Source organism: Streptomyces spectabilis, from assembly GCF_008704795.1.
Classification (GTDB): Bacteria; Actinomycetota; Actinomycetes; order Streptomycetales; family Streptomycetaceae; genus Streptomyces; species Streptomyces spectabilis.
In genome coordinates this window covers 3507340-3525783 of sequence record NZ_CP023690.1, presented here as the reverse complement: position 1 = coordinate 3525783, position 18444 = coordinate 3507340, and the positions used below count along the sequence as shown (strand labels likewise).

Below are 18444 nucleotides of genomic sequence, written 5' to 3'. Positions count from 1 at the left end.
GCTGTCACTAGCTGCCACCATGATTGGTGAAATACCGGGATACGGGGCCTGCGAGGCGGCCTGGACTGCTAACGGCCTCGCTTGGAGTGAATCTGCGGGCCGTCTGGGGCTGGTCGCGCAGTTCCCCGCGCCCCTTCGGGGCGCTTTAACGCCATGCCCCCTCGCCATCCGTCCGCCGGACGGGCTGGAATGTTCCTGGAACATCCGCGGAGCACCGACGCAGGTCCCGCATAGTGATACGGGACGCCGTATCGGCGGATGCTCGGTTAGGCTGCTGAGCATCATGCGTTACGGGCTGCTTCTCCTTAGCCGCCGCGGCGAGGGCCTGTAGTCGAGGCCGACCCCCTCCCCGCGGAGTTCGGTGCTGCGCAAGACCGTCGGCCGTCCTGAAGGACTCACCGAGGAGCCCGTACACCCCATGCCGAACTTTCAACGTCCCTCCGCCATGCCGATCCACAAGTACGGCCAGTACGAGCAGGTGGACCTGCCCGACCGCACCTGGCCGGACCAGCGCATCACCGTGGCGCCCCGGTGGCTGTCCACGGACCTGCGGGACGGCAACCAGGCGCTGATCGACCCGATGTCCCCGGCCCGCAAGCGGGCGATGTTCGACCTGCTGGTCAAGATGGGCTACAAGGAGATCGAGGTCGGGTTCCCCTCCTCCGGGCAGACCGACTTCGATTTCGTGCGGTCGATCATCGAGGACGAGGGCGCCATCCCCGACGACGTGACGATCTCGGTGCTCACCCAGGCCCGCGAGGAGCTGATCGAGCGCACCGTCGCGTCCCTGAAGGGCGCCAACCGCGCCACCGTCCACCTGTACAACGCGACCGCGCCGGTCTGGCGCGACGTCGTCTTCCGCGGCTCGCGCGACCAGGTCAAGCAGATCGCCGTCGACGGCACGCGCCTGGTCATGGAGTACGCCGAGAAGCTGCTGGGTCCGGAGACGGTCTTCGGGTACCAGTACAGCCCGGAGATCTTCACCGACACCGAGCTGGACTTCGCCCTGGAGGTCTGCGAGGGCGTCATGGACACCTGGCAGCCCGACGCCGACCGCGAGATCATCCTGAACCTGCCCGCCACCGTGGAGCGCTCGACGCCCTCCACGCACGCGGACCGTTTCGAGTGGATGAGCCGCCATCTGTCCCGGCGACAGTACGTATGCCTGTCCATCCACCCGCACAACGACCGCGGCACCGCCATCGCCGCCGCCGAGCTGGCCGTGATGGCGGGCGGCGACCGCGTCGAGGGCTGTCTGTTCGGCCAGGGCGAGCGCACCGGCAACGTGGACCTGGTCGCCCTGGGCATGAACCTGTTCAGCCAGGGCATCGACCCGCAGATCGACTTCTCGGACATCGACGAGATCCGCCGGGTGTACGAGTACTGCACGCAGATGGAGGTCCACCCCCGCCACCCGTACGCGGGCGACCTCGTCTACACCGCCTTCTCCGGCTCCCACCAGGACGCCATCAAGAAGGGCTTCGACTCCATGGAGTCCCGCGCGGCCGCCGCGGGCAAGACGGTCGACGACATCGAGTGGGCGGTTCCGTACCTGCCCATCGACCCCAAGGACGTCGGCCGCTCGTACGAGGCCGTGATCCGCGTCAACTCGCAGTCCGGCAAGGGCGGCATCGCGTACGTCCTGAAGAACGACCACAAGCTGGACCTGCCGCGCCGGATGCAGATCGAGTTCTCGAAGATCATCCAGGCGAAGACCGACGCCGAGGGCGGCGAGGTCTCGCCCGACGCGATCTGGAGCGTCTTCCAGGACGAGTACCTGCCCAACCCGGACAACCCCTGGGGCCGCATCCAGCTGCGCGCCAGCCAGACGACCATGGGCGACGACGGCGCCGACACGCTGACCGTCGGGGCGATCGTGGACGGCGAGTCCACGGTCCTCACCGGCACCGGCAACGGCCCGATCTCCGCGTTCTTCGCGGCCCTGCAGTCCGTGGGCATCGACGCCCGCCTGCTGGACTACCAGGAGCACACCATGAGCGCCGAGGCCTCCGCGCAGGCCGCCTCGTACATCGAGTGCGTCGTCGGCGACAAGGTCCTGTGGGGCGTCGGCATCGACGCGAATACGACACGTGCATCGCTGAAGGCTGTCGTGTCGGCCGTCAACCGCGCGGCCCGCTGAGCCTGTTCGACCCCCAGTTCGACCGGTGCTTTCGTGGCCCCGTCCGCCCTTGTGGCGGGCGGGGCCACGGCGCGCCGGGCGGCTGGTCACGGACCTGCTACCGGCCATCTCCCGTCCGGGGTACTGACGCGGCATCATCGATGTGGCTAACATCACGCCAACGCGGCAGGGCGGCCGCGGAGTCGTGGAGGTGCGTGGTGCTGCCAGACCGGGAACGAGACGGCCGGAACTCCCACGACTCCCGCGCCCCGGGCACCCCGCCGGACCGGGGCCGACCGGCGGGCCTGCACCGCGTGCGCCGCCTGATCGGCACCCGCACCGCCTGGACCACCGTCTGCGACGGCGAGTTCTTCTGCCCCGGCTGCGGCGGCGACCGCAACTACCAGCGGCGCAGCGGACGCCGCCGGTTCGTCCTCCTCGGCGTGCCGCTGCTCTCCCGCGGCCGGACCGGGCCCGTCGTCGAATGCGCCGCCTGCCAGGACCACTTCGGGCTCGACGCGCTCGACCACCCCACCACGATCCGGCTCGCCGCCATGCTCCGCGAGGCCGTGCACACCGTCGTCATCGCCGTGCTCACCACCGGCGGCGCCACCTCCCGCACCACGCTCGACGCGGCCGTCGCCACCCTGCGCGGCGCCGGGTTCGACGACTGCACCGAGGAGCGCGTCGTCGCCCTCGTCAACGCGCTCGCCGCCGACACCGGCCGCCCCGGCGCCCCCGACTGCGCGCCGGGGCTCGCCATCGAACTCCACGAGGCGCTCGGCCCCCTCGCCCCGCACCTGGCCCCCGCGGGCCGCGAGGCGCTGCTGCTCAAGGGGGCCCGCATCGCCCTCGCCGACGGTCCCTACACCCCCGCCGAGCGCGATGTGCTCGCCACGGCGGGCTGCGCGCTGACCATCGGCACCGACGACGTGGCCCGTCTGATGGCGGCCGCCCAGCGCACCCCGTCCTGACCGCCCGGCTCCCTGAGGGGAGGCCTCCCGTACTCCCCGCCGTTACTCCCCGGGGAGTAGTCACCGGCCCGTGCCACCCGTGGGCGTAACGCCCAACTCGCCCCCTCGTCCGACGTGTCGGCCCTCCGCCGACGGAACTCTGGAAGGCGTCAGAGACCGTCACGGGAGGGAGGCCCACCGATGGGGGCCGCGACAACCACCAAGCGCCGACGACCACGTGCGGTGCCCTGGGTGCTGCTCGGCATCTGGGTCGCCGTGCTCGCGCTCGCCTGGCCGTTCGCCGGGAAGCTCGGCGACGTCCAGAAGGACCGGGCCGTGGACTACCTGCCCGCGAGCGCCGACTCCACCCAGGTCGCGAAGATCCAGGAGCGGCTGCCCGGCGGCGAGACCACCGAGCTGGTGCTCGTCTACCACCGCGACGGCGGCCTCACCGCGGCCGACCGGAAGACAGCGTCGGCCCAAGTGCGGAGCCTGGACCGGCAGTTCGAGCTCGTCGCGACGCCCACGGGGGTGGCGTCGAAGGACGGGAGCACCCTGATGTACCCGGTCGCGAGCACCGCGCCGGGCATCGACGAGGAGAAGCGGGACGCCTTCGTCAACGACGTGCGGGACGTCGTCAAGGGCGAGGGCGGCCTGGACGCCGACGTCGGCGGGTCCGGCGCGCTCGCCACCGACGCGAGCGAGGTCTACCAGTCCCTCGACGGGCCCCTGCTCTACACCACCGTCGCCGTGGTGGCGGTCCTGCTGATCCTCATCTACCGCAGCCCGTTCCTGTGGCTCGTGCCGCTCGTCGTCGCGGGCGTCGCCAACTTCCTCTCCATGGGCGTCGCCTACGGCCTCAACCAGGCCTTCGGCACCTCCGTCAGCGGCCAGAGCTCCGGCATCATGACGATCCTCGTCTTCGGCGCGGGCACCGACTACGCCCTGCTCATCGTCGCCCGCTACCGCGAGGAACTCCGCCGCATCGAGCGGCCGGACGAGGCCATGGCCGCCGCCCTGCGCGGCTGCGGCCCCGCCGTGCTCGCCTCCTCCGGCACCGTCGCCGCGGGTCTGTTCTGCCTGCTCGCCGCCGACCTCAACTCCAGCCGCGGCATGGGCCCGTTGGGCGCGGTCGGCGTCCTCTCCGCACTGGTCGCCATGCTGACGCTCCTGCCGCCGCTGCTCGTCGTGCTCGGCCGCCGGGTGTTCTGGCCGATCGTGCCCGCCTTCGGCAGCGAGCCCAAGAAGCGGCGCTCGCTGTTCGCGTCCATGGGCTCGTCCGCCGGGCGCAGGCCGCTGGCCGTCCTCGGCGCCGGGGCCGTGCTGCTCGGCGCGCTCGCCCTCGGCGCGTTCAACCTGCCCGGCAACCTCAAGCAGGAGGACTCCTTCACCAGCAAGCCCGACTCCATCGCCGCGATGGAGACCCTCGCCACCGCCTATCCGGAACGCGGCACCCAGCCCATCAACGTCATCGTGCCGACGGCCGATGCCGATCGACTCCTCGACCGCGCCCGGTCCGTGCCCGGGGTCGACAGCGCCGAACGCGGCCGCACCGCCGAGAAGTGGACGGAGCTCTCGGTGGTCGCCAAGGCTCCGCCGCAGACCTCCGCCGAGACCGCGACCATCGAGGCCCTGCGCGACGAGCTCGACCCGCGAGGGGCGTACGTCGGCGGGCCGAGCGCCGAACAGCTCGACCTCAAGGACACCAACGCCCGCGACCGCCTGGTCGTCGTGCCGATCGTCCTCGCCGCCGTGCTCCTCGTCCTCGTCGCACTCCTGCGCAGCCTCGTCGCGCCGCTCCTGCTGCTCCTCGCGGTCGTCGCGGTGTGGGGCGCGTCCCTCGGCATCGGGGGCCTCGTCTTCGAACCGCTCTTCGGCTTCGAGGGCACCGACCCGGGACTCGGCCTGCTCTCCTTCGTCTTCCTCGTCGCCCTCGGCGTCGACTACGGCATCTTCCTCATGCACCGCATGCGCGAGGAGTGCCTGGAGGGGGCGGAGACCGGCGCCGCCGCGCTCACCGCGCTGCGCACCACGGGCGGCGTGATCGCCTCCGCGGGCCTCGTCCTCGCCGCGACCTTCGCGGTCCTGACCAACATGCCGATGGTGCAACTCGTCGAGCTGGGCTTCGTCATCGCCGTCGGCGTGCTCCTGGACACCTTCCTGGTCCGTACGTACCTGGTGACGTCCGCGAGCCTGGCCCTCGGGGACAAGGTGTGGTGGCCGGGACCGCTGTCACGGCGCCCCCGCACCCCCGCCCCGCCGGCGCGGGACGAGCCCGAACTGACCGCCGTCCGCTGAGCCGTACGCACCTCGCGGCGCCCCTCCCTGCCGGAGGGGCGCCGCCTTCCTGGATGATGGGGTCGCACCATGGACACCGCGACAGCCGACCCGTGTCCGCCGGAAGGGGGATCCGCCGACGTGCCGTACCTCCCCTCCGCCTCACGCCCGTGGTGGCCGTTCTCCGGCGCCGCGCCCGGGACGCGGCGCGCGCTGCGGGACGACGCGCTGTTCGCCCTGTTCCTCGCCGTGGGCGACGTGGTCCTCGGCTTCGTGGCGGCCGACGGCAGCCGCTCCCTGGACCTGCTCGGCTGGACGCTGCTCCTGGCCGCGCACGTACCGCTCGTCTGGCGCCGCCGCCACCCCATGCCCGTGCTGCTCGCGACGATCGCCCTCGTCGCGCCGTACCACGCGGTCGACTACCCGCACACCACCGCGATCCCCGTCGGCATGGTCGCCCTCTACACCGTGGCCGTGTCCGGACGCCCGCGCCGGGCCCTCGTCACCGGGCTCGTCGTCGTCGGCATCACCCTCGTGGTGAACGCGAGCATCGGCCCCAAACAGGTCGAGGAGATCCTGCGGATCTCGGGCTGGATCGTCGCCGTGCTGCTCTTCGGTACGTACGTACGCGTCCATCGGCAGTACATCGCCTCCGTCGTCGAGCGCGCCGAGCGGGCCGAGCGCACCCGCGAGGAGGAGGCGCGGCGCCGTGTCGCCGAGGAGCGGCTGCGGGTCGCCCGCGATCTGCACGACCTGCTCGCGCACAGCATCACGCTCGTCGGCGTGCAGACGTCGGTGGCCGCGCACGTGCTCGCCGCCGACCCTGAGCGGCTCGACCGGGCGGCCATCGCCGGTGCCCTCGACGACATCGCCGACACCTGCCGCGCCGCGCGCGGCGAACTCCGCGCGACCCTCGAAGTGCTGCGCTCCGGGCCCGAGTCGGGCGACGCGGCCGACGAGTACCGCGGCCCGCTGCCCGGCATCGACGGCATCGGCGACCTCGCGGGGGCGGCCCGTACCGCGGGCGCCGAGGTCGAGCTCGCCCTCGCGGAGGTGGCCGCGGTGCCGCCCGTGGTCGGGGCGGCGGCCTACCGCATCGTGCAGGAGGCCCTGACCAACGCCGTCCGGCACGGCGGCCCCGGCCTCGCCGTGCGCGTGGCGATGGGGGAGCGCGACGGCACCCTGCGCGTGTCCGTGACCGACGACGGCACCGGGGCGGCCGCACCCCCCGCCGCGCGGGCCGCGCCCGGGTTCGGCATCATCGGGATGCGGGAGCGGGCACGCAGCGTCGGCGGGACGCTGGAGGCCGGTCCGCGCGACGGACGGGGGTTCGAAGTGGTGGCGGAACTACCGCTGGTCACACGGGAGTCGACGGCTGCCGGGGAGGTGGCGGGGCGGTGACGCGGAGGATCCGCGTGCTCCTCGCCGACGACCAGGCCCTCGTGCGCGCCGCGTTCGCGATGCTCGTCGAGTCCGCGCCCGACATGGATGTCGTGGCCCAGGCGGGCACCGGCCGCGAGGCCGTCGAACTGGCCCGCGCCCGGCGCGCGGACCTCGTCGTCATGGACGTCCGCATGCCCGACCTCGACGGGATCGAGGCGACGCGCCTCATCGCCGCCGACGAGGACCTCGCCGGGGTGAAGGTCCTCATGCTCACCACGTACGACACCGACGAGCACGTCGTCGAGGCGCTGCGGGCCGGGGCGTCCGGCTTCCTCGTCAAGGACACCAAGCCGGCCGAGCTCCTGGACGCGATCCGCACGGTGGCGGCGGGCGAGTCCCTGCTGTCCCCGGGCCCGACGGGCCGCCTCATCGCCCGCGTCCTGCGCCAGCCGGAGACCCCCGGCGGCGCGGACCCCGCGCCCCGCTCGCTGGCCGCCCTCTCCGACCGCGAGCGCCAGGTCCTCACCCTGGTCGCCCGAGGCCTGAACAACACGGAGGTGGCGGAGACCCTGGGGCTCAGCCCCCTCACGGCCAAGACCCACGTCAGCCGCATCATGGGCAAGCTCACCGCCCGCGACCGCGCCCAACTGGTCATCACCGCCTACGAGGCGGGCCTCGTCACACCGGGCGGCTGAGGGCGCCTACAGCAGCCCCGCCGTCGCCAGGTGCTTGCCCACGCGCTCCACGTCCTCCGGGGAGAGGGGGATCTGGGGCACCGCCGTGGTGGGGTGGGCGATGACGCCGCGGAGGTGGAGGGCGGCCTTGAAGGCGCCGAGACTGGAGGAGCTGCGGCCCATGCGGGCCGGGGAGCCGGTCTCGGTCATGCCGAACAGGGCGCACAGGCGCTCCTGTTCGGCGCGGGCGCCGTCCCGGTCCCCGGCGCGGGCCGCGCGGTAGAGGCGGACGTAGCCGTCGGGGTCGACGTTGCCGAGGCCGGGGACCACGCCGTGCGCGCCCATCGCCAGGGCGGAGTCGACCGTCAGTTCCGAGCCGGTCAGGACGCTGAAGGCGGGCGGCGCGCCGAGGATCACGCGGCGCAGGCCGCCGTCGTCGCCGCTGGAGTCCTTGAGGCCGGCCAGGGTGCCGTCGGCTGCGAGGTCGAGGACGAGGTCGGCGTCCAGCTTGGTGTGCACCGAGACGGGCAGGTCGTACGCGAAGACGGGCAGGCCGCCGCGCTCGGCGACGAGCCGGTAGTGCCGGGCGATCTCGGCGGGGTGGGTGCGGGTGTAGAAGGGCGCGGTCACGACGACGCCGTCGGCACCCGCGTCGGCCGCGTCCCGCACGTGGTCCAGGACGCGCAGCGTCGTCATGTCGATGGCCCCGGCGAGGACGGGCAGCTGACCGCCCGCGTGGCGCACGACCGTGGACACGACGGTCCTGCGGTGGCCGTCCGGGAGGTACGCCGCCTCCGACGACGAGCCGAGGACGAACAGGGCGTCCACGCCCGCGCCGACCAGGTGGTCCACCAGGCGTTCGAGCGAGGCGACGTCCACCTCGTTGTCCGGCGTCAGAGGGGTGCAGACGGGCGGGACGACACCGGTCAACAGGGTGGGGAGTGCGGTCATGGAGCCTCCTTGGACGTGGCCGTGGCGGCGGCCGTCGCGGTGGATGCCGGCTGCGAGGCCTCGGTCGACTGGCTGACCAGGTCGCGCGTGGTCTCGCCCGCCGGCACGGGGTGGTGGCACCGGAAGCGGTGCGCCGACCCCTCCTCCGTAGTGTCCGGCATGGCGGCCGCGCACGCGTCGTCCGCCTTCCAGCAGCGTGTCCGGAAGGGGCACCCGCTGGGCGGCCGGGTGGCCGAGGGGACGGGGCCGACGAGCGGGATGGGGTCGATGGGGTCCAGGAGGCCGGGCGTGGCGGAGAACAGGGCGCGGGTGTAGGGGTGCCGGGCCTGGTCGAGGATGTCGGCGGCGGGCGCCTCCTCGACGATCCGCCCCAGATACATGGTGATCACCCGGTCGCTCATCCGGCGGACGGTCTGGATGTCGTGGGAGACGAACACCAGGGCCAGGCCGAGGCGTTCCTTCAGGTCGAGCAGGAGGTTGAGGATCTGGGCGCGGACGGAGACGTCCAGGGCGCTGGTGGGCTCGTCGGCCACGACGAGCTCGGGTTCGAGGGCCAACGCCCGGGCGATCGCGACGCGTTGGCGCTGGCCGCCCGAGAGCTGGCCCGGCAGGCCGTCCGCGAGCGCCGTCGGCAGGCCGACCAGGCTCATCAACTCCCTTACGCGCTCTTCCCGTTGGGCCGGTTTGCCGCGTCGGTGGACGTCGAGCGGGTCGCGCAGGATCTGGCGCACGGGCAGGCGCCGGTTCAGGGCCGTCGAGGGGTCCTGGAAGATCATGGCGGTGTCGCTGCCGATGGTGGTGCGGCGCTCCGGAGGCGTCATCCGCCACAGGTCCCGGCCGCGGTACTCGACGGTGCCCGCCGTGGGGCGCTGGATGCCGACGAGCACCTGGGCGAGGGTCGACTTGCCGCAGCCGGACTCGCCGACGACGCCGACGGTTTCGCCGGGGGCGATGGTCAGGTCGGCGCCGGTGAGCGCGTACACCTTGTCGCGGGAGAAGACTCCGCCGGTGCGGGCCTTGTGCACGACGTGCGCGTCGCGCAGCGCGACGAGTTCTGGCGGCGGCGCCTCAGCGGGCGTCATGGGCGATTCCTTCCCGTGTTCCGGGCGGCTGCGGGCCGTCTGTGGCTGGTCGCGCAGTTCCCCGCGCCCCTTCGGGGCGCTCCCGTGCCGCGGGCTCGTGGGGGGCCAGGGCCGGGTGGTGGCAGGCCGTCCTGTGGTCGGGCACGCCCAGGAGTTCCGGTGCCGTCGTGCGGCACAGTTCGTCCGCGAGCGGGCAGCGGTCGGCGAAGCGGCACCCGGCGGGGAAGTCGGCGGGCGAGGGGACCACGCCCTTGATCTGGGTGAGGCGTTCGGCGGCGGACTCCAGGGAGAGCACGGAGCCGAGCAGGCCGCGCGTGTAGTGGTGGGTGGGGTACTCCACCAGGTCCGCGGTGACGCCGGTCTCGACGATCTGGCCGCCGTACATCACCGCGACGCGGTCGGTCACGTCCGCGACCAGCGCCAGGTCGTGGGAGACCAGGATCAGCGCGAAGCCCAGCTCGGCGCGGAGCCGCAGGAGGAGCTGGATGACCTGCGCCTGCACGGTGACGTCCAGGGCGGTGGTGGGCTCGTCCGCGACGATCAGCTTCGGGTCGCGGGACAGGGCCATCGCGATGAGCACGCGCTGGCGCTGGCCGCCGGACAGCTCGTGCGGATAGCTGCGCAGCGTGCGGTCCGGGTCGAGGCCCACGAGGGCGAGCAGCTCGGCGGGGCTGCGGTGGCCGCCGCGCCGCACGACCTGCTTGAGCTGGGCGCGTACGGTCATCGCCGGGTTCAGGGATGACAGGGCGTCCTGGTAGATCATCGCCATGTCGTGGCCGAGGAGCCGGCGCCGGGCCCGCATGGGCAGACCGATCAGTTCCTGGCCGTCGAAGGTGACGTGGCCGCGGACGCGGGCGCCCTTGGGCATCAGGCCCATGACGGTCAGGGCGGTGAGGGACTTGCCGCAGCCGGACTCGCCGACGAGGCCGAGGACTTCGCCGGGCCGCACCTGGAAGCTGATGCCGTCGACGATGTCGACGCCCGCGTGCCGGGCCTCGAAGCCGATGGCCAGGTCCCGCACGTTCAGGACGGGCGGGCCCTCGGGCAGCGGCCGGGCGCGGGCGCGCAGGCGGGCGGCGGCGTCGCCGAGCCCCGGCAGTTCGAGGACCTCGCCGCTGCCGGGCTCGGGGGTCTCGACCCTGTCCTTGGCGCGGCCCTGGTCGACCTCGCGGCCCGAGGGCGCGGCCCAGGCGTCGGACACGCCTTCGGACAGGACGTTCAGGGACAGGACGGTCAGGAGCATCAGGAGGCCGGGGAAGACCGTCGCCCACCAGCCGCCGATGAGCACCATGTTCTTACCGTCGGCGATGACGCTGCCCCAGGACGGGTCGGGGGGCCGGACGCCCGCGCCGATGAAGGAGAGCGAGGCCTCGAAGACGACGGCCTCGGCGACCTGCACGGTGCAGAAGACGAGGACGGGCGCGGCGCAGTTGATGGCGACGTGCTTGATGAGGATGTGCGGGGTGCGGGCGCCGACGACGCGCTCGGCGGTGACGTAGTCCTCGCTGTACTGGTCCAGGACGTTGGCGCGTACGACACGGGCGATGGGCGGGGTGAACAGGAACGCGATCGCGCAGATGAGGACGGTGAGGCCGCCGCCGAACACGGCGACGAGGACGGCGGCGAGCGCGATGCCGGGGAACGCCATGACGACGTCGAGGACCCGCATGAGCGTTTCGTCCACGGCCTTGCGGGAGGTTGCCGCGACCGCCCCGATGACGGCGCCGACGGTGAGGGCGAGCACGGTCGCGCCGAGCCCGATGGCGAGCGACCAGCGGGCGCCGTACATGAGCCGGCTGAGGATGTCGCGGCCGAGGCTGTCCTGGCCCATCCAGTGGTCGGCGGAGGGGGCTCCGGTGCCGCCCACGAGGGACTCCTGTGCGAGCGGGTCGTGCGGGGCGAGCAGCGGCGCGAACAGGGCGACGAGGACGACGACGGCGAGGACGCCGACCGCGATCCGCGACAGGACGGGCAGCTTGCGCAGCGACTTCAGGCGAAGGCCCGGCCGGGCGAGCTTCTCGGTCAGCGCCTTGCGCGAGGCGAACAGCATCAGGAGGTTCCCCTCAGGCGCGGGTTGACCAGGAGGTAGAGGATGTCGATGACGAGGTTCACCACGACGAAGCCGACGGCGGTGGTGATGACGACGCCCTGCACGACGGCGGGGTCGCCGTTCTTCACGGCGTCGATCATCAGCTTGCCCATGCCGGGCAGGGAGAAGATCGTCTCGATGACGACGGCGCCGCCGAGCAGATAGCCGACGCGCAGTCCGAGCACGGTGAGCGGGTTGATGAGGGCGTTGCGCAGGACGTTGCGGCCGACGACCACGACGGGCGGCAGGCCGCTGCCGATGGCGGTGCGGACGTAGTCCTTGTCGAGCTCCTCGACGACGGCGGTGCGGATGATGCGGGTCATCTGCGCGGCCACCGGCAGGGACAGGGCGAGCGCGGGCAGCGTCATCGTCTTGAGCCAGCCGGTGAAGGAGTCGTTGGGGTTGATGTAGCCGCCGGTCGGGAACCAGCCCAGGTCCACGGCCAGGTACTGGATCATCAGCAGGGCCAGCCAGAAGCCGGGCGCGGCGACGCCGGTCAGGGAGACCACGCGGACGATCTGGTCGGGCAGCCGGTCGCGGTAGATCGCGGCGGTCACGCCGAGCAGCAGCGAGACGACGACGGCGATGCCGAGGCCGAGGAAGGTGAGCTGCATCGTCAGGGGCAGGGCCGTGGTGACCTGGTCGACGACCTCGGAGCGGGTCAGGACGCTGATGCCCATGTCGCCGTGGAGCAGATCGCCGACGAAGTCGACGTACCGCACCGGCAACGGGTCGAGCAGGCCGTTCTCCTCGCGGAACTGGTGCAGTTGCTCGGGGGTCGGGTTGGCGCCCTGGAAGAACGCCGACGCCGGGTCGACGTCCGAGAACCGCATGACGAGGAAGACGAACAGGACGATGCCGAGCAGCAGCGGGACGAGCAGGGCGATGCGGCGGAGCAGGATGCGCAGGATCGCGGTCACGTGGTACGGCTCCTCAGGTCGGCTCGCGGTTCGCGCCCGTCAGACCCACTGGGCCTGGAGGACGTTGATGCCCGGGTAGGGCTGCGGCCTTATGCCGCTGAGCCGCTTGGGGTTCCACGCCGTCATCAGCTCGTTGTGGACGACGGGGTAGAGCACGGCCTCCTCGGCGACGAGGTCGATGTAGTCCTGGACCATGGTCTTCTTGCGGGTGGCGTCGGACTCGCGCGTCGCCTTGTCCATGAGCCGGAACAGCTCCTTGGCGCGGGCGCTGCGCGCCCAGCGGGCGTAGCCCATCCAGATGTTCTCGGGGCCGTAGTTGTAGTGCATGATCAGGTCGGCCTCGATGCCGAACTGGTTGGGGTTCGAGGCGGCCGCGACGACCTGGTAGTCCTTCTTCTGGTCCAGCTTGGTGAAGACGGCCGTGGTCTCCTGCGGATCGAGCGTGGTCCTGACGCCGATGGCGTCCCAGGAGGCCTTGATGGTGGGCAGGCAGTCGGTGATCCAGCTGACGTTGACGGCCATGAGGTTGACCCGCAGGCCCGAGACCCCGGCCTCCTTCAGCAGCTCCTTGGCCTTCTTGGGGTCGTACCCGTACACGGTCCTGGCGGGGCGGTAGCTGGGGTTGCCCTCGTTGAGGAAGGACGTGGCGGCCTTGCCGTGCCCCTTCAGGGCGACGTCGATCATCTTCGCGCGGTCGATGGCGTAGTGCAGCGCCTGGCGGACGCGGACGTCGTCGAAGGGCTTGTGCTCGGTGTTGAACATCAGGAAGAGGTTGTTCATCCCGGCGCCGCCCTCGACGGTCATGCCGCCGCCCTTGAGCTGCTCGATGTTGGCGTACGGGATGTTGTCGGAGATCTGCGCGTCCGCGCTGCCGCCGGAGATCTTGGCGACGCGCGGGGCGGCCTCCACGATCGTCAGCCAGTTCATCTTCTTGAAGGCGGCCCTGCGGGGCCCGTTGTAGTCGTCGTACGCCTCGAACGTCGTGTTCGACTTCGGGTGGTGCGAGGCCTGCCGGTACGGGCCCGAGCCGATGGCCTTGCCCTTGGTGGCGTCCTCCCACGCGCCCGCCCGGGAGTACACGTGCTTCGGCATGATCTTGGCGAGGGTGAGCCGCGCGGCGCCGTCGGGGAAGGGGAACTTGAGCACGAGCTCCACGTTCCGCGCGTCGACCTTGCGCACCTCCTTGAGCCAGCCCGCGAAGAAGCCCTTGGCCAGGGTCTGCGTTTCGGGGTCCAGGATGCGGTCGAAGACGAACACCACGTCGTCGGCGGTGACCGGCTTCCCGTCGTGCCACTTGGCGCCCGCCCGCAGCTCGAACTTCCAGGTCGTCGCCTTCAGGTCGCTCGGCACGGCGGTGGCGAGCTGCGGGTACGGCTCGCGGCTGATCGGGTCGGTGCCGAGCAGCGCCTCGTAGATGTGTTCGTTACCCGCCATGGCGAACGCGGACGCCGTCTGCGTGGGGTCCCAACTGCCGTCGTTGCCGTATCCGATGACGGCGGTCAGGGTCCCGCCCCCGCCGCCGGTCTCGTTGGTGGACTCGGGCCCGCCGCACGCCACGAGCCCGCCGCCGAGGCCCGCGGCCGCGCCCACGGCGCCGGAGTACCTCAGGAAGGACCGCCGACCGGGTCCGTCGCCGTCACGTGTCACGGGGATGGGGTCGCTCACGAGTGCCTCCCTGAAGGAGTGAGGAGAGAGCTCCCCACGTACCGGTGCGGATCGGGTCGGGGGATGAGTGCGCGGATCGCGGTGCGGCCGCGGGTCCGGGCGGGCCCCGCGGGAGTACGCTGCGGCGGAAAGGTCCGACGTCCTACGTCGTGCTGGCGCAGCGACCATAGGAGCGGGCCAGGGCCTGGTCAAGGTGTCGGACGGGGGTGTTTCGGGACGTGGGCGAGGAGAGCGGGCGGCTCCGGTGGTGGCGCGGACCGCTGGGATCCGTGGGCTTCGGCGGGGACTACAACCCCGAGCAGTGGGGCCCGGACGTGCACGCCGAGGACGTCGAGCTGATGCGGGAGGCGCGGGTCGGCCTCGTCACGCTCGGGATCTTCGCATGGGCGCGCACCGAACCGACGCCCGGCGGCTACGACTTCACCTGGCTGGACGACCACATGGACCGGCTCGCCGCCGCGGGCGTGCGGGTCTGCCTGGCGACGATGACGGCGTCGCCGCCGCCGTGGCTGGCCCGGCTGCACCCCGAGACACTGCCCGTCCTGGAGGACGGCACCCGGCTCTACCCGGGCTCGCGCCAGCACTGGTGCCCGTCGAGTCCCGTCTTCCGGCGGTACGCGGTGCGCCTGGTGGAGCGGCTCGCCGGGCGGTACGCGGACCACCCCGCGCTCGCCCTGTGGCACATCGGCAACGAGTACGGCTGCCACGTCTCGCGGCACTGCCACTGCCCGGTGTCCGCGGCCGCGTTCCGCGACTGGCTGCGCGCCCGCTACGCGACCCTGGACGCCCTCAACGACGCCTGGTCCACCACTTTCTGGTCGCAGCACTACGCCGCCTGGGAGGAGATCCACACCCCGCGCACCGCGCCGTCCTTCCGCAATCCGGCCCAGCTCGCCGACTACTGGCGCTTCTCATCCGATGAATTGCTCGACTGCTATCTGGCGGAGAAGGCCGTGCTCGCCCGCCTCGCGCCCGGTGTGCCCGTCACCACCAACTTCGTGCCCGTGGCAAGGACCCTGGACCTCTTCCGCTGGGCGCCGCACCTCGACGTCGTCTCGTACGACTCCTATCCCGACCCGCACGACCCGGACGCCGCCCGGCGCGCGGCCTTCTCGTACGACGTGATGCGCGGCTTGAAGGGCGGGCGGCCCTGGCTGCTGCTCGAACAGGCGCCGTCGGCGGTCAACTGGCGGCCCCACAACGGCCGCAAGCCGCCCGGCCGGATGCGCCTGGACAGCTGGCAGGCGGTGGCGCACGGCGCGGACGCGGTCCTGTTCTTCCAGTGGCGCCAGTCGCGCGGCGGCGCGGAGAAGTTCCACTCGGCGATGGTGCCGCACGCGGGCCCCGACACCCGGATCTTCCGCGAGGCCGCCGAGCTGGGCGCCGAGCTCGCCGGGCGGCCCGAACTGCTCGGGGCGGTGCCGGAGCGGGCGGACGCGGCGCTCCTGCTCGACTGGCCCGCCTGGTGGGCGCTGGAGACGGGCGCCCACCCGAGCGAGGTGGACTATCTGGAGGGCGCGCTCGCGTACCACCGGCCCCTCTACGACGCCTCTGTAGCGTGCGACGTGGTGCCGCTCGACGGGGATCTGACGGCCTATCGGCTGCTCCTCGTGCCGCACCTGTACTCCGTGTCGCGGGAGGCGGCCGCACGTCTGGTGGCGTACGTGGAAGGCGGCGGCACCCTCGTGATGTCGTACTTCTCCGGGATCACCGACGAGCACGACCGGGTGTACCTGGGCGGCTATCCGGGGCCGTTCCGGGAGGTCCTCGGCCTGACGGTGGAGGAGTTCGCGCCGCGCGCGGACGGGGGCTGGGCGGAGGTGCTCCGCCTGGAGGGCGCCGAGGCCGTGCCGGGCCCGGGCGGCGCGGACGGAGCCGAGGGCCCCGCCGTGACCCGGCACGCCTACGGGCGGGGCACCGCCTGGTACGTGGCGTGCGACCCCGGCCCGAAGGCGCTGCGGGAACTGCTCGACCGGGTGCGCGCCGAGTGCGGGGTGCGCCCGGCCGTGGCGGGGCTCCCCGAGGGCGTGCAGGTGCGCACCCGGGTCACGGCGGCGGGGGAGCGGCTGCGGGTGCGCCTCGACTACCGCGACGGGGCGGTGGCCGTGGAGCGCGACGACGCGTAGGGCGACGACGCGTGGTGCTCCGCGTACATCTCCGCGAAGGACCGCGGCGCCGCGCCCGTGACGCGCTCGACGGTGTCGGTGACCCGGTCCTGCGCGCCACCGCTGATCCCGTCGTCGAGCGCGGCGAGCAGCCGGGCGAAGGCGGCGGGCATGCCGAGCCCGGTGAGGCGGGCCGCGAGCGCGTCCGGGGACACGGCCCGGTGGCGCACGGCGCGCCCGGTGACGCGGGTGACGACCGCCGCCACCTCGGCGTACGTCAGTGCCTCCGGTCCGGTGACGACGAGGTCGGGCCCCGGTGCGACCGGGTCCGTGAGGGCGCGGGCGGCCACGGCGGCGATGTCGTCGGCGTCGACGAAGCCGACACGCCCGTCGCCGGTGGCGGTGGTGAGCACGCCCTCGTCCCGGATGCCGGTGGCGTGCAGATGGTCCCCGGTGAAGTTCTGCATGAACCACGAGGGGCGGAGCACGGCCCACTGATCGAAGGGGCCGTCGTCGGCGAGGAGCTGGTGCACCCGGCCGACCCCGGGGCCGCCCGCCTCGATGGCCGACGAGCCGAGCAGGACCACGCGCGTCACGCCCGCCGCGCGGGCCCGCTCCAGGAAGGGCCCCATGACGGCGGCCGGTTCGGGCTCGGCGACGGGCGGGACCAGATAGACGCGGTCGGCGCCGCGCAGGGCCTCCGCGTGCGTGCCCGGGTCGTACCAGTCGAACCCGACGCGGCCGGGGCCCGCTCCGGCGCGCCGGCTCGCGGCGCGCACGGTGTGGCCGAGGCCGGAGAGCCGGGCGGCGACACGGCTGCCGGTGGTGCCGGTCGCCCCCGTGACCAGGACCGTCAGCGGCTCAGTCATGGACGGCCGCCGTCAGGGACGCGGGCAGGGCGAGCGGGTTCCAGTAGTCGCGATAGCGGACGATAAGGCCGTCCCCGACCGTGACGATCACGACGTAGGCCATCGCGAAGGGGCCGCCGGTCGCGAGCACGCGGCCCTCGGCGCGCATCTCCACCACGATCGTGCCCGGCTCGCCGGTCTCGTGGATCTCCACGTACGGGAACGCGTCGTACGCGATGTGGTCGCCGAGGCCGCGCAGATACGCGGCGAGGGCGGCGCGCCCGTCGAGCCGCCGGGGGTAGCCCTCGGGCGCGAAGGGGAACTCGGCGACGGCGTCCTCGGCGAAGAGGGCCGTCCAGCCCTCCATGTCGCCGTGGAGCAGGAGGTCGAGGCCGTGCCGGAAGAGGTCGGCGGGGCTGGGGGAAGAGGGTAGGGAAGTGGGCATGGGGGAGTACCGTCCCTTACGATTCGGACTGCTGGTCCGCTTCGACGATACGGACCGTCAGTCCGCTTTGTAAAGGTGAGCCCATGCCCGAGACGCCCGCGCGCAAGGCCCGTGCCGACGCGACCCGCAACCGCGAGGCGGTCCTCGCCGCGGCCGACGCCCTCTTCGCCCGCAGCGAGAGCCCGCGCGGCGTGTCCATGGACCAGGTCGCGGCGGCGGCCGGGGTCGGCAAGGGCACGCTGTTCCGGCGGTTCGGGGACCGGGACGGGCTGATCCGCGCCGTGTTCGAGGCGCGCAGCGGCGCGCTGCGCGAGGCGGTGGAGTCGGGGCCCGCGCCGCTCGGCCCCGGCACCCCCGCGCGCGAGCGCGTCCCCGCGCTCCTGGACGCGCTCCTCGGCTTCAAGCTCGACCACCGCCATCTCGCGCTCGCCCTGGAGGAGTCGGGCGGCGGTAGCCCCTACCGGGCCGAGCACTACGGCTGGTGGCACGGCGTCCTGCGGGACGCCCTCGCCGCGGCCGGGGGCGTGCCGGACGCGGAGTACGCGGCGCACGCGCTGCTCGCCGCGGTGCGGGCGGACCTGGTGGAGCATCTGGTCGCGGTGGAGGGCATGGCGCCGCGGGAGGTGCGGGACCGGCTCGCCGCGTACGTGGCGAGGGTTCTCGGCTGAGCGGCCGGGGAATTCGCTTCGGCGGAGTGTCGCCGATTTCGATTTCCCGGTGCCGCCCCTGTCTTGTCGACTGTCTTGTCGACCAGACAGCAGGCGCGTTCCGGATATCCGGACGACCTCAATCCCCTTTGTAGGAGGGCGAGTTGAGGGGCGTGGGGGAAAGAGAGTGGTCTCCTTGATGAACGCTCTCTGATCTTTTGCTCGCACGAGCGCGAGAGTTAAGGTCCGGCAAAGGATCCGGGCGCGGCGAGGGGATGGAGGTATC

General features: G+C 72.8%; 14 protein-coding genes. 7 read left to right on the top strand and 7 right to left on the bottom strand.

Translation table 11 applies throughout. From position 1 onward, the window contains the following. The first annotated feature begins 418 nt into the window (after positions 1-418). The 5 genes from leuA to CP982_RS15270 all read left to right on the top strand — a co-directional run bounded on the left by leuA (position 419) and on the right by CP982_RS15270 (position 7427). Positions 419-2140 carry a 2-isopropylmalate synthase gene (gene leuA / locus CP982_RS15290; RefSeq protein ID WP_144003375.1) on the top strand — a complete coding sequence of 574 codons (1722 nt, stop codon included), beginning with the start codon at positions 419-421 and terminating at the stop codon, positions 2138-2140. Positions 2141-2424: 284 nt separating this feature from the next. Continuing rightward, positions 2425-3093: a TerB family tellurite resistance protein gene (locus CP982_RS15285; RefSeq protein WP_229879563.1), complete on the top strand. Its 669-nt coding sequence runs from the start codon at positions 2425-2427 to the stop codon at positions 3091-3093. Positions 3094-3273: 180 nt separating this feature from the next. After that, complete coding sequence (locus tag CP982_RS15280) at positions 3274-5370, top strand: MMPL family transporter (protein WP_150511046.1); 2097 nt, start codon at positions 3274-3276, stop codon at positions 5368-5370. Positions 5371-5439: 69 nt separating this feature from the next. After that, positions 5440-6750, top strand: coding sequence for a sensor histidine kinase (locus CP982_RS15275; protein WP_150511045.1), 1311 nt, complete (start codon positions 5440-5442; stop codon positions 6748-6750). Further along, positions 6747-7427 carry a response regulator gene (locus tag CP982_RS15270; RefSeq protein WP_268255513.1) on the top strand — a complete coding sequence of 227 codons (681 nt, stop codon included), beginning with the start codon at positions 6747-6749 and terminating at the stop codon, positions 7425-7427. The genes CP982_RS15275 and CP982_RS15270 overlap by 4 nt, the downstream gene beginning before the upstream one ends. Before the next feature lie 6 nt (positions 7428-7433). Here CP982_RS15270 and CP982_RS15265 read toward each other — a convergent pair whose 3' ends face one another. From CP982_RS15265 to CP982_RS15245, 5 genes are read right to left on the bottom strand one after another with little or no spacing between them, the layout of a single operon-like run. Continuing rightward, positions 7434-8357 (bottom strand): dihydrodipicolinate synthase family protein, encoded by a 924-nt coding sequence (locus tag CP982_RS15265; RefSeq protein WP_150511044.1) that lies wholly within the window; start codon positions 8355-8357, stop codon positions 7434-7436. After that, positions 8354-9439, bottom strand: coding sequence for an oligopeptide/dipeptide ABC transporter ATP-binding protein (locus CP982_RS15260; protein WP_150511043.1), 1086 nt, complete (start codon positions 9437-9439; stop codon positions 8354-8356). Before CP982_RS15260 ends, CP982_RS15265 begins: the two co-directional genes overlap by 4 nt. After that, positions 9426-11489: a dipeptide/oligopeptide/nickel ABC transporter permease/ATP-binding protein gene (locus tag CP982_RS15255; protein ID WP_229879554.1), complete on the bottom strand. Its 2064-nt coding sequence runs from the start codon at positions 11487-11489 to the stop codon at positions 9426-9428. Before CP982_RS15255 ends, CP982_RS15260 begins: the two co-directional genes overlap by 14 nt. Beyond that, positions 11489-12448 carry an ABC transporter permease gene (locus tag CP982_RS15250; RefSeq protein WP_150511042.1) on the bottom strand — a complete coding sequence of 320 codons (960 nt, stop codon included), beginning with the start codon at positions 12446-12448 and terminating at the stop codon, positions 11489-11491. Before CP982_RS15250 ends, CP982_RS15255 begins: the two co-directional genes overlap by 1 nt. Before the next feature lie 39 nt (positions 12449-12487). Further along, positions 12488-14113 (bottom strand): ABC transporter substrate-binding protein, encoded by a 1626-nt coding sequence (locus CP982_RS15245; RefSeq protein ID WP_184925015.1) that lies wholly within the window; start codon positions 14111-14113, stop codon positions 12488-12490. Between the two features lie 218 nt (positions 14114-14331). Here CP982_RS15245 and CP982_RS15240 point away from each other — a divergent pair, with 218 nt between their 5' ends. Next, positions 14332-16239: a beta-galactosidase gene (locus CP982_RS15240; RefSeq protein ID WP_150515497.1), complete on the top strand. Its 1908-nt coding sequence runs from the start codon at positions 14332-14334 to the stop codon at positions 16237-16239. On the opposite strand, the gene CP982_RS15235 is transcribed toward CP982_RS15240, so the two are convergent. Together CP982_RS15235 and CP982_RS15230 are read right to left on the bottom strand one after the other, a co-directional pair. Next, entirely contained in the window at positions 16197-17087 is an 891-nt protein-coding gene (locus CP982_RS15235) for an NAD-dependent epimerase/dehydratase family protein (RefSeq protein ID WP_150511041.1), read from the bottom strand. The genes CP982_RS15240 and CP982_RS15235 overlap by 43 nt on opposite strands. Further along, entirely contained in the window at positions 17080-17511 is a 432-nt protein-coding gene (locus tag CP982_RS15230) for a nuclear transport factor 2 family protein (RefSeq protein WP_150511040.1), read from the bottom strand. Before CP982_RS15230 ends, CP982_RS15235 begins: the two co-directional genes overlap by 8 nt. Positions 17512-17594: 83 nt before the next feature. Between CP982_RS15230 and CP982_RS15225 the strand changes: the two genes are divergently transcribed. After that, positions 17595-18179 carry a TetR/AcrR family transcriptional regulator gene (locus tag CP982_RS15225; RefSeq protein ID WP_150511039.1) on the top strand — a complete coding sequence of 195 codons (585 nt, stop codon included), beginning with the start codon at positions 17595-17597 and terminating at the stop codon, positions 18177-18179. Positions 18180-18444: the final 265 nt, after the last annotated feature.

Coding starts and splice junctions, on each gene's coding strand:
- CP982_RS15225 (WP_150511039.1), top strand. CDS start 17,595: ATGCCCGAGACGCCCGCGCGCAAGGCCCGTGCCGACGCGACCCGCAAC.
- CP982_RS15280 (WP_150511046.1), top strand. CDS start 3,274: ATGGGGGCCGCGACAACCACCAAGCGCCGACGACCACGTGCGGTGCCC.
- CP982_RS15255 (WP_229879554.1), bottom strand. CDS start 11,489: ATGCTGTTCGCCTCGCGCAAGGCGCTGACCGAGAAGCTCGCCCGGCCG.
- CP982_RS15235 (WP_150511041.1), bottom strand. CDS start 17,087: ATGACTGAGCCGCTGACGGTCCTGGTCACGGGGGCGACCGGCACCACC.
- CP982_RS15260 (WP_150511043.1), bottom strand. CDS start 9,439: ATGACGCCCGCTGAGGCGCCGCCGCCAGAACTCGTCGCGCTGCGCGAC.
- CP982_RS15230 (WP_150511040.1), bottom strand. CDS start 17,511: ATGCCCACTTCCCTACCCTCTTCCCCCAGCCCCGCCGACCTCTTCCGG.
- CP982_RS15265 (WP_150511044.1), bottom strand. CDS start 8,357: ATGACCGCACTCCCCACCCTGTTGACCGGTGTCGTCCCGCCCGTCTGC.
- CP982_RS15275 (WP_150511045.1), top strand. CDS start 5,440: ATGGACACCGCGACAGCCGACCCGTGTCCGCCGGAAGGGGGATCCGCC.
- leuA (WP_144003375.1), top strand. CDS start 419: ATGCCGAACTTTCAACGTCCCTCCGCCATGCCGATCCACAAGTACGGC.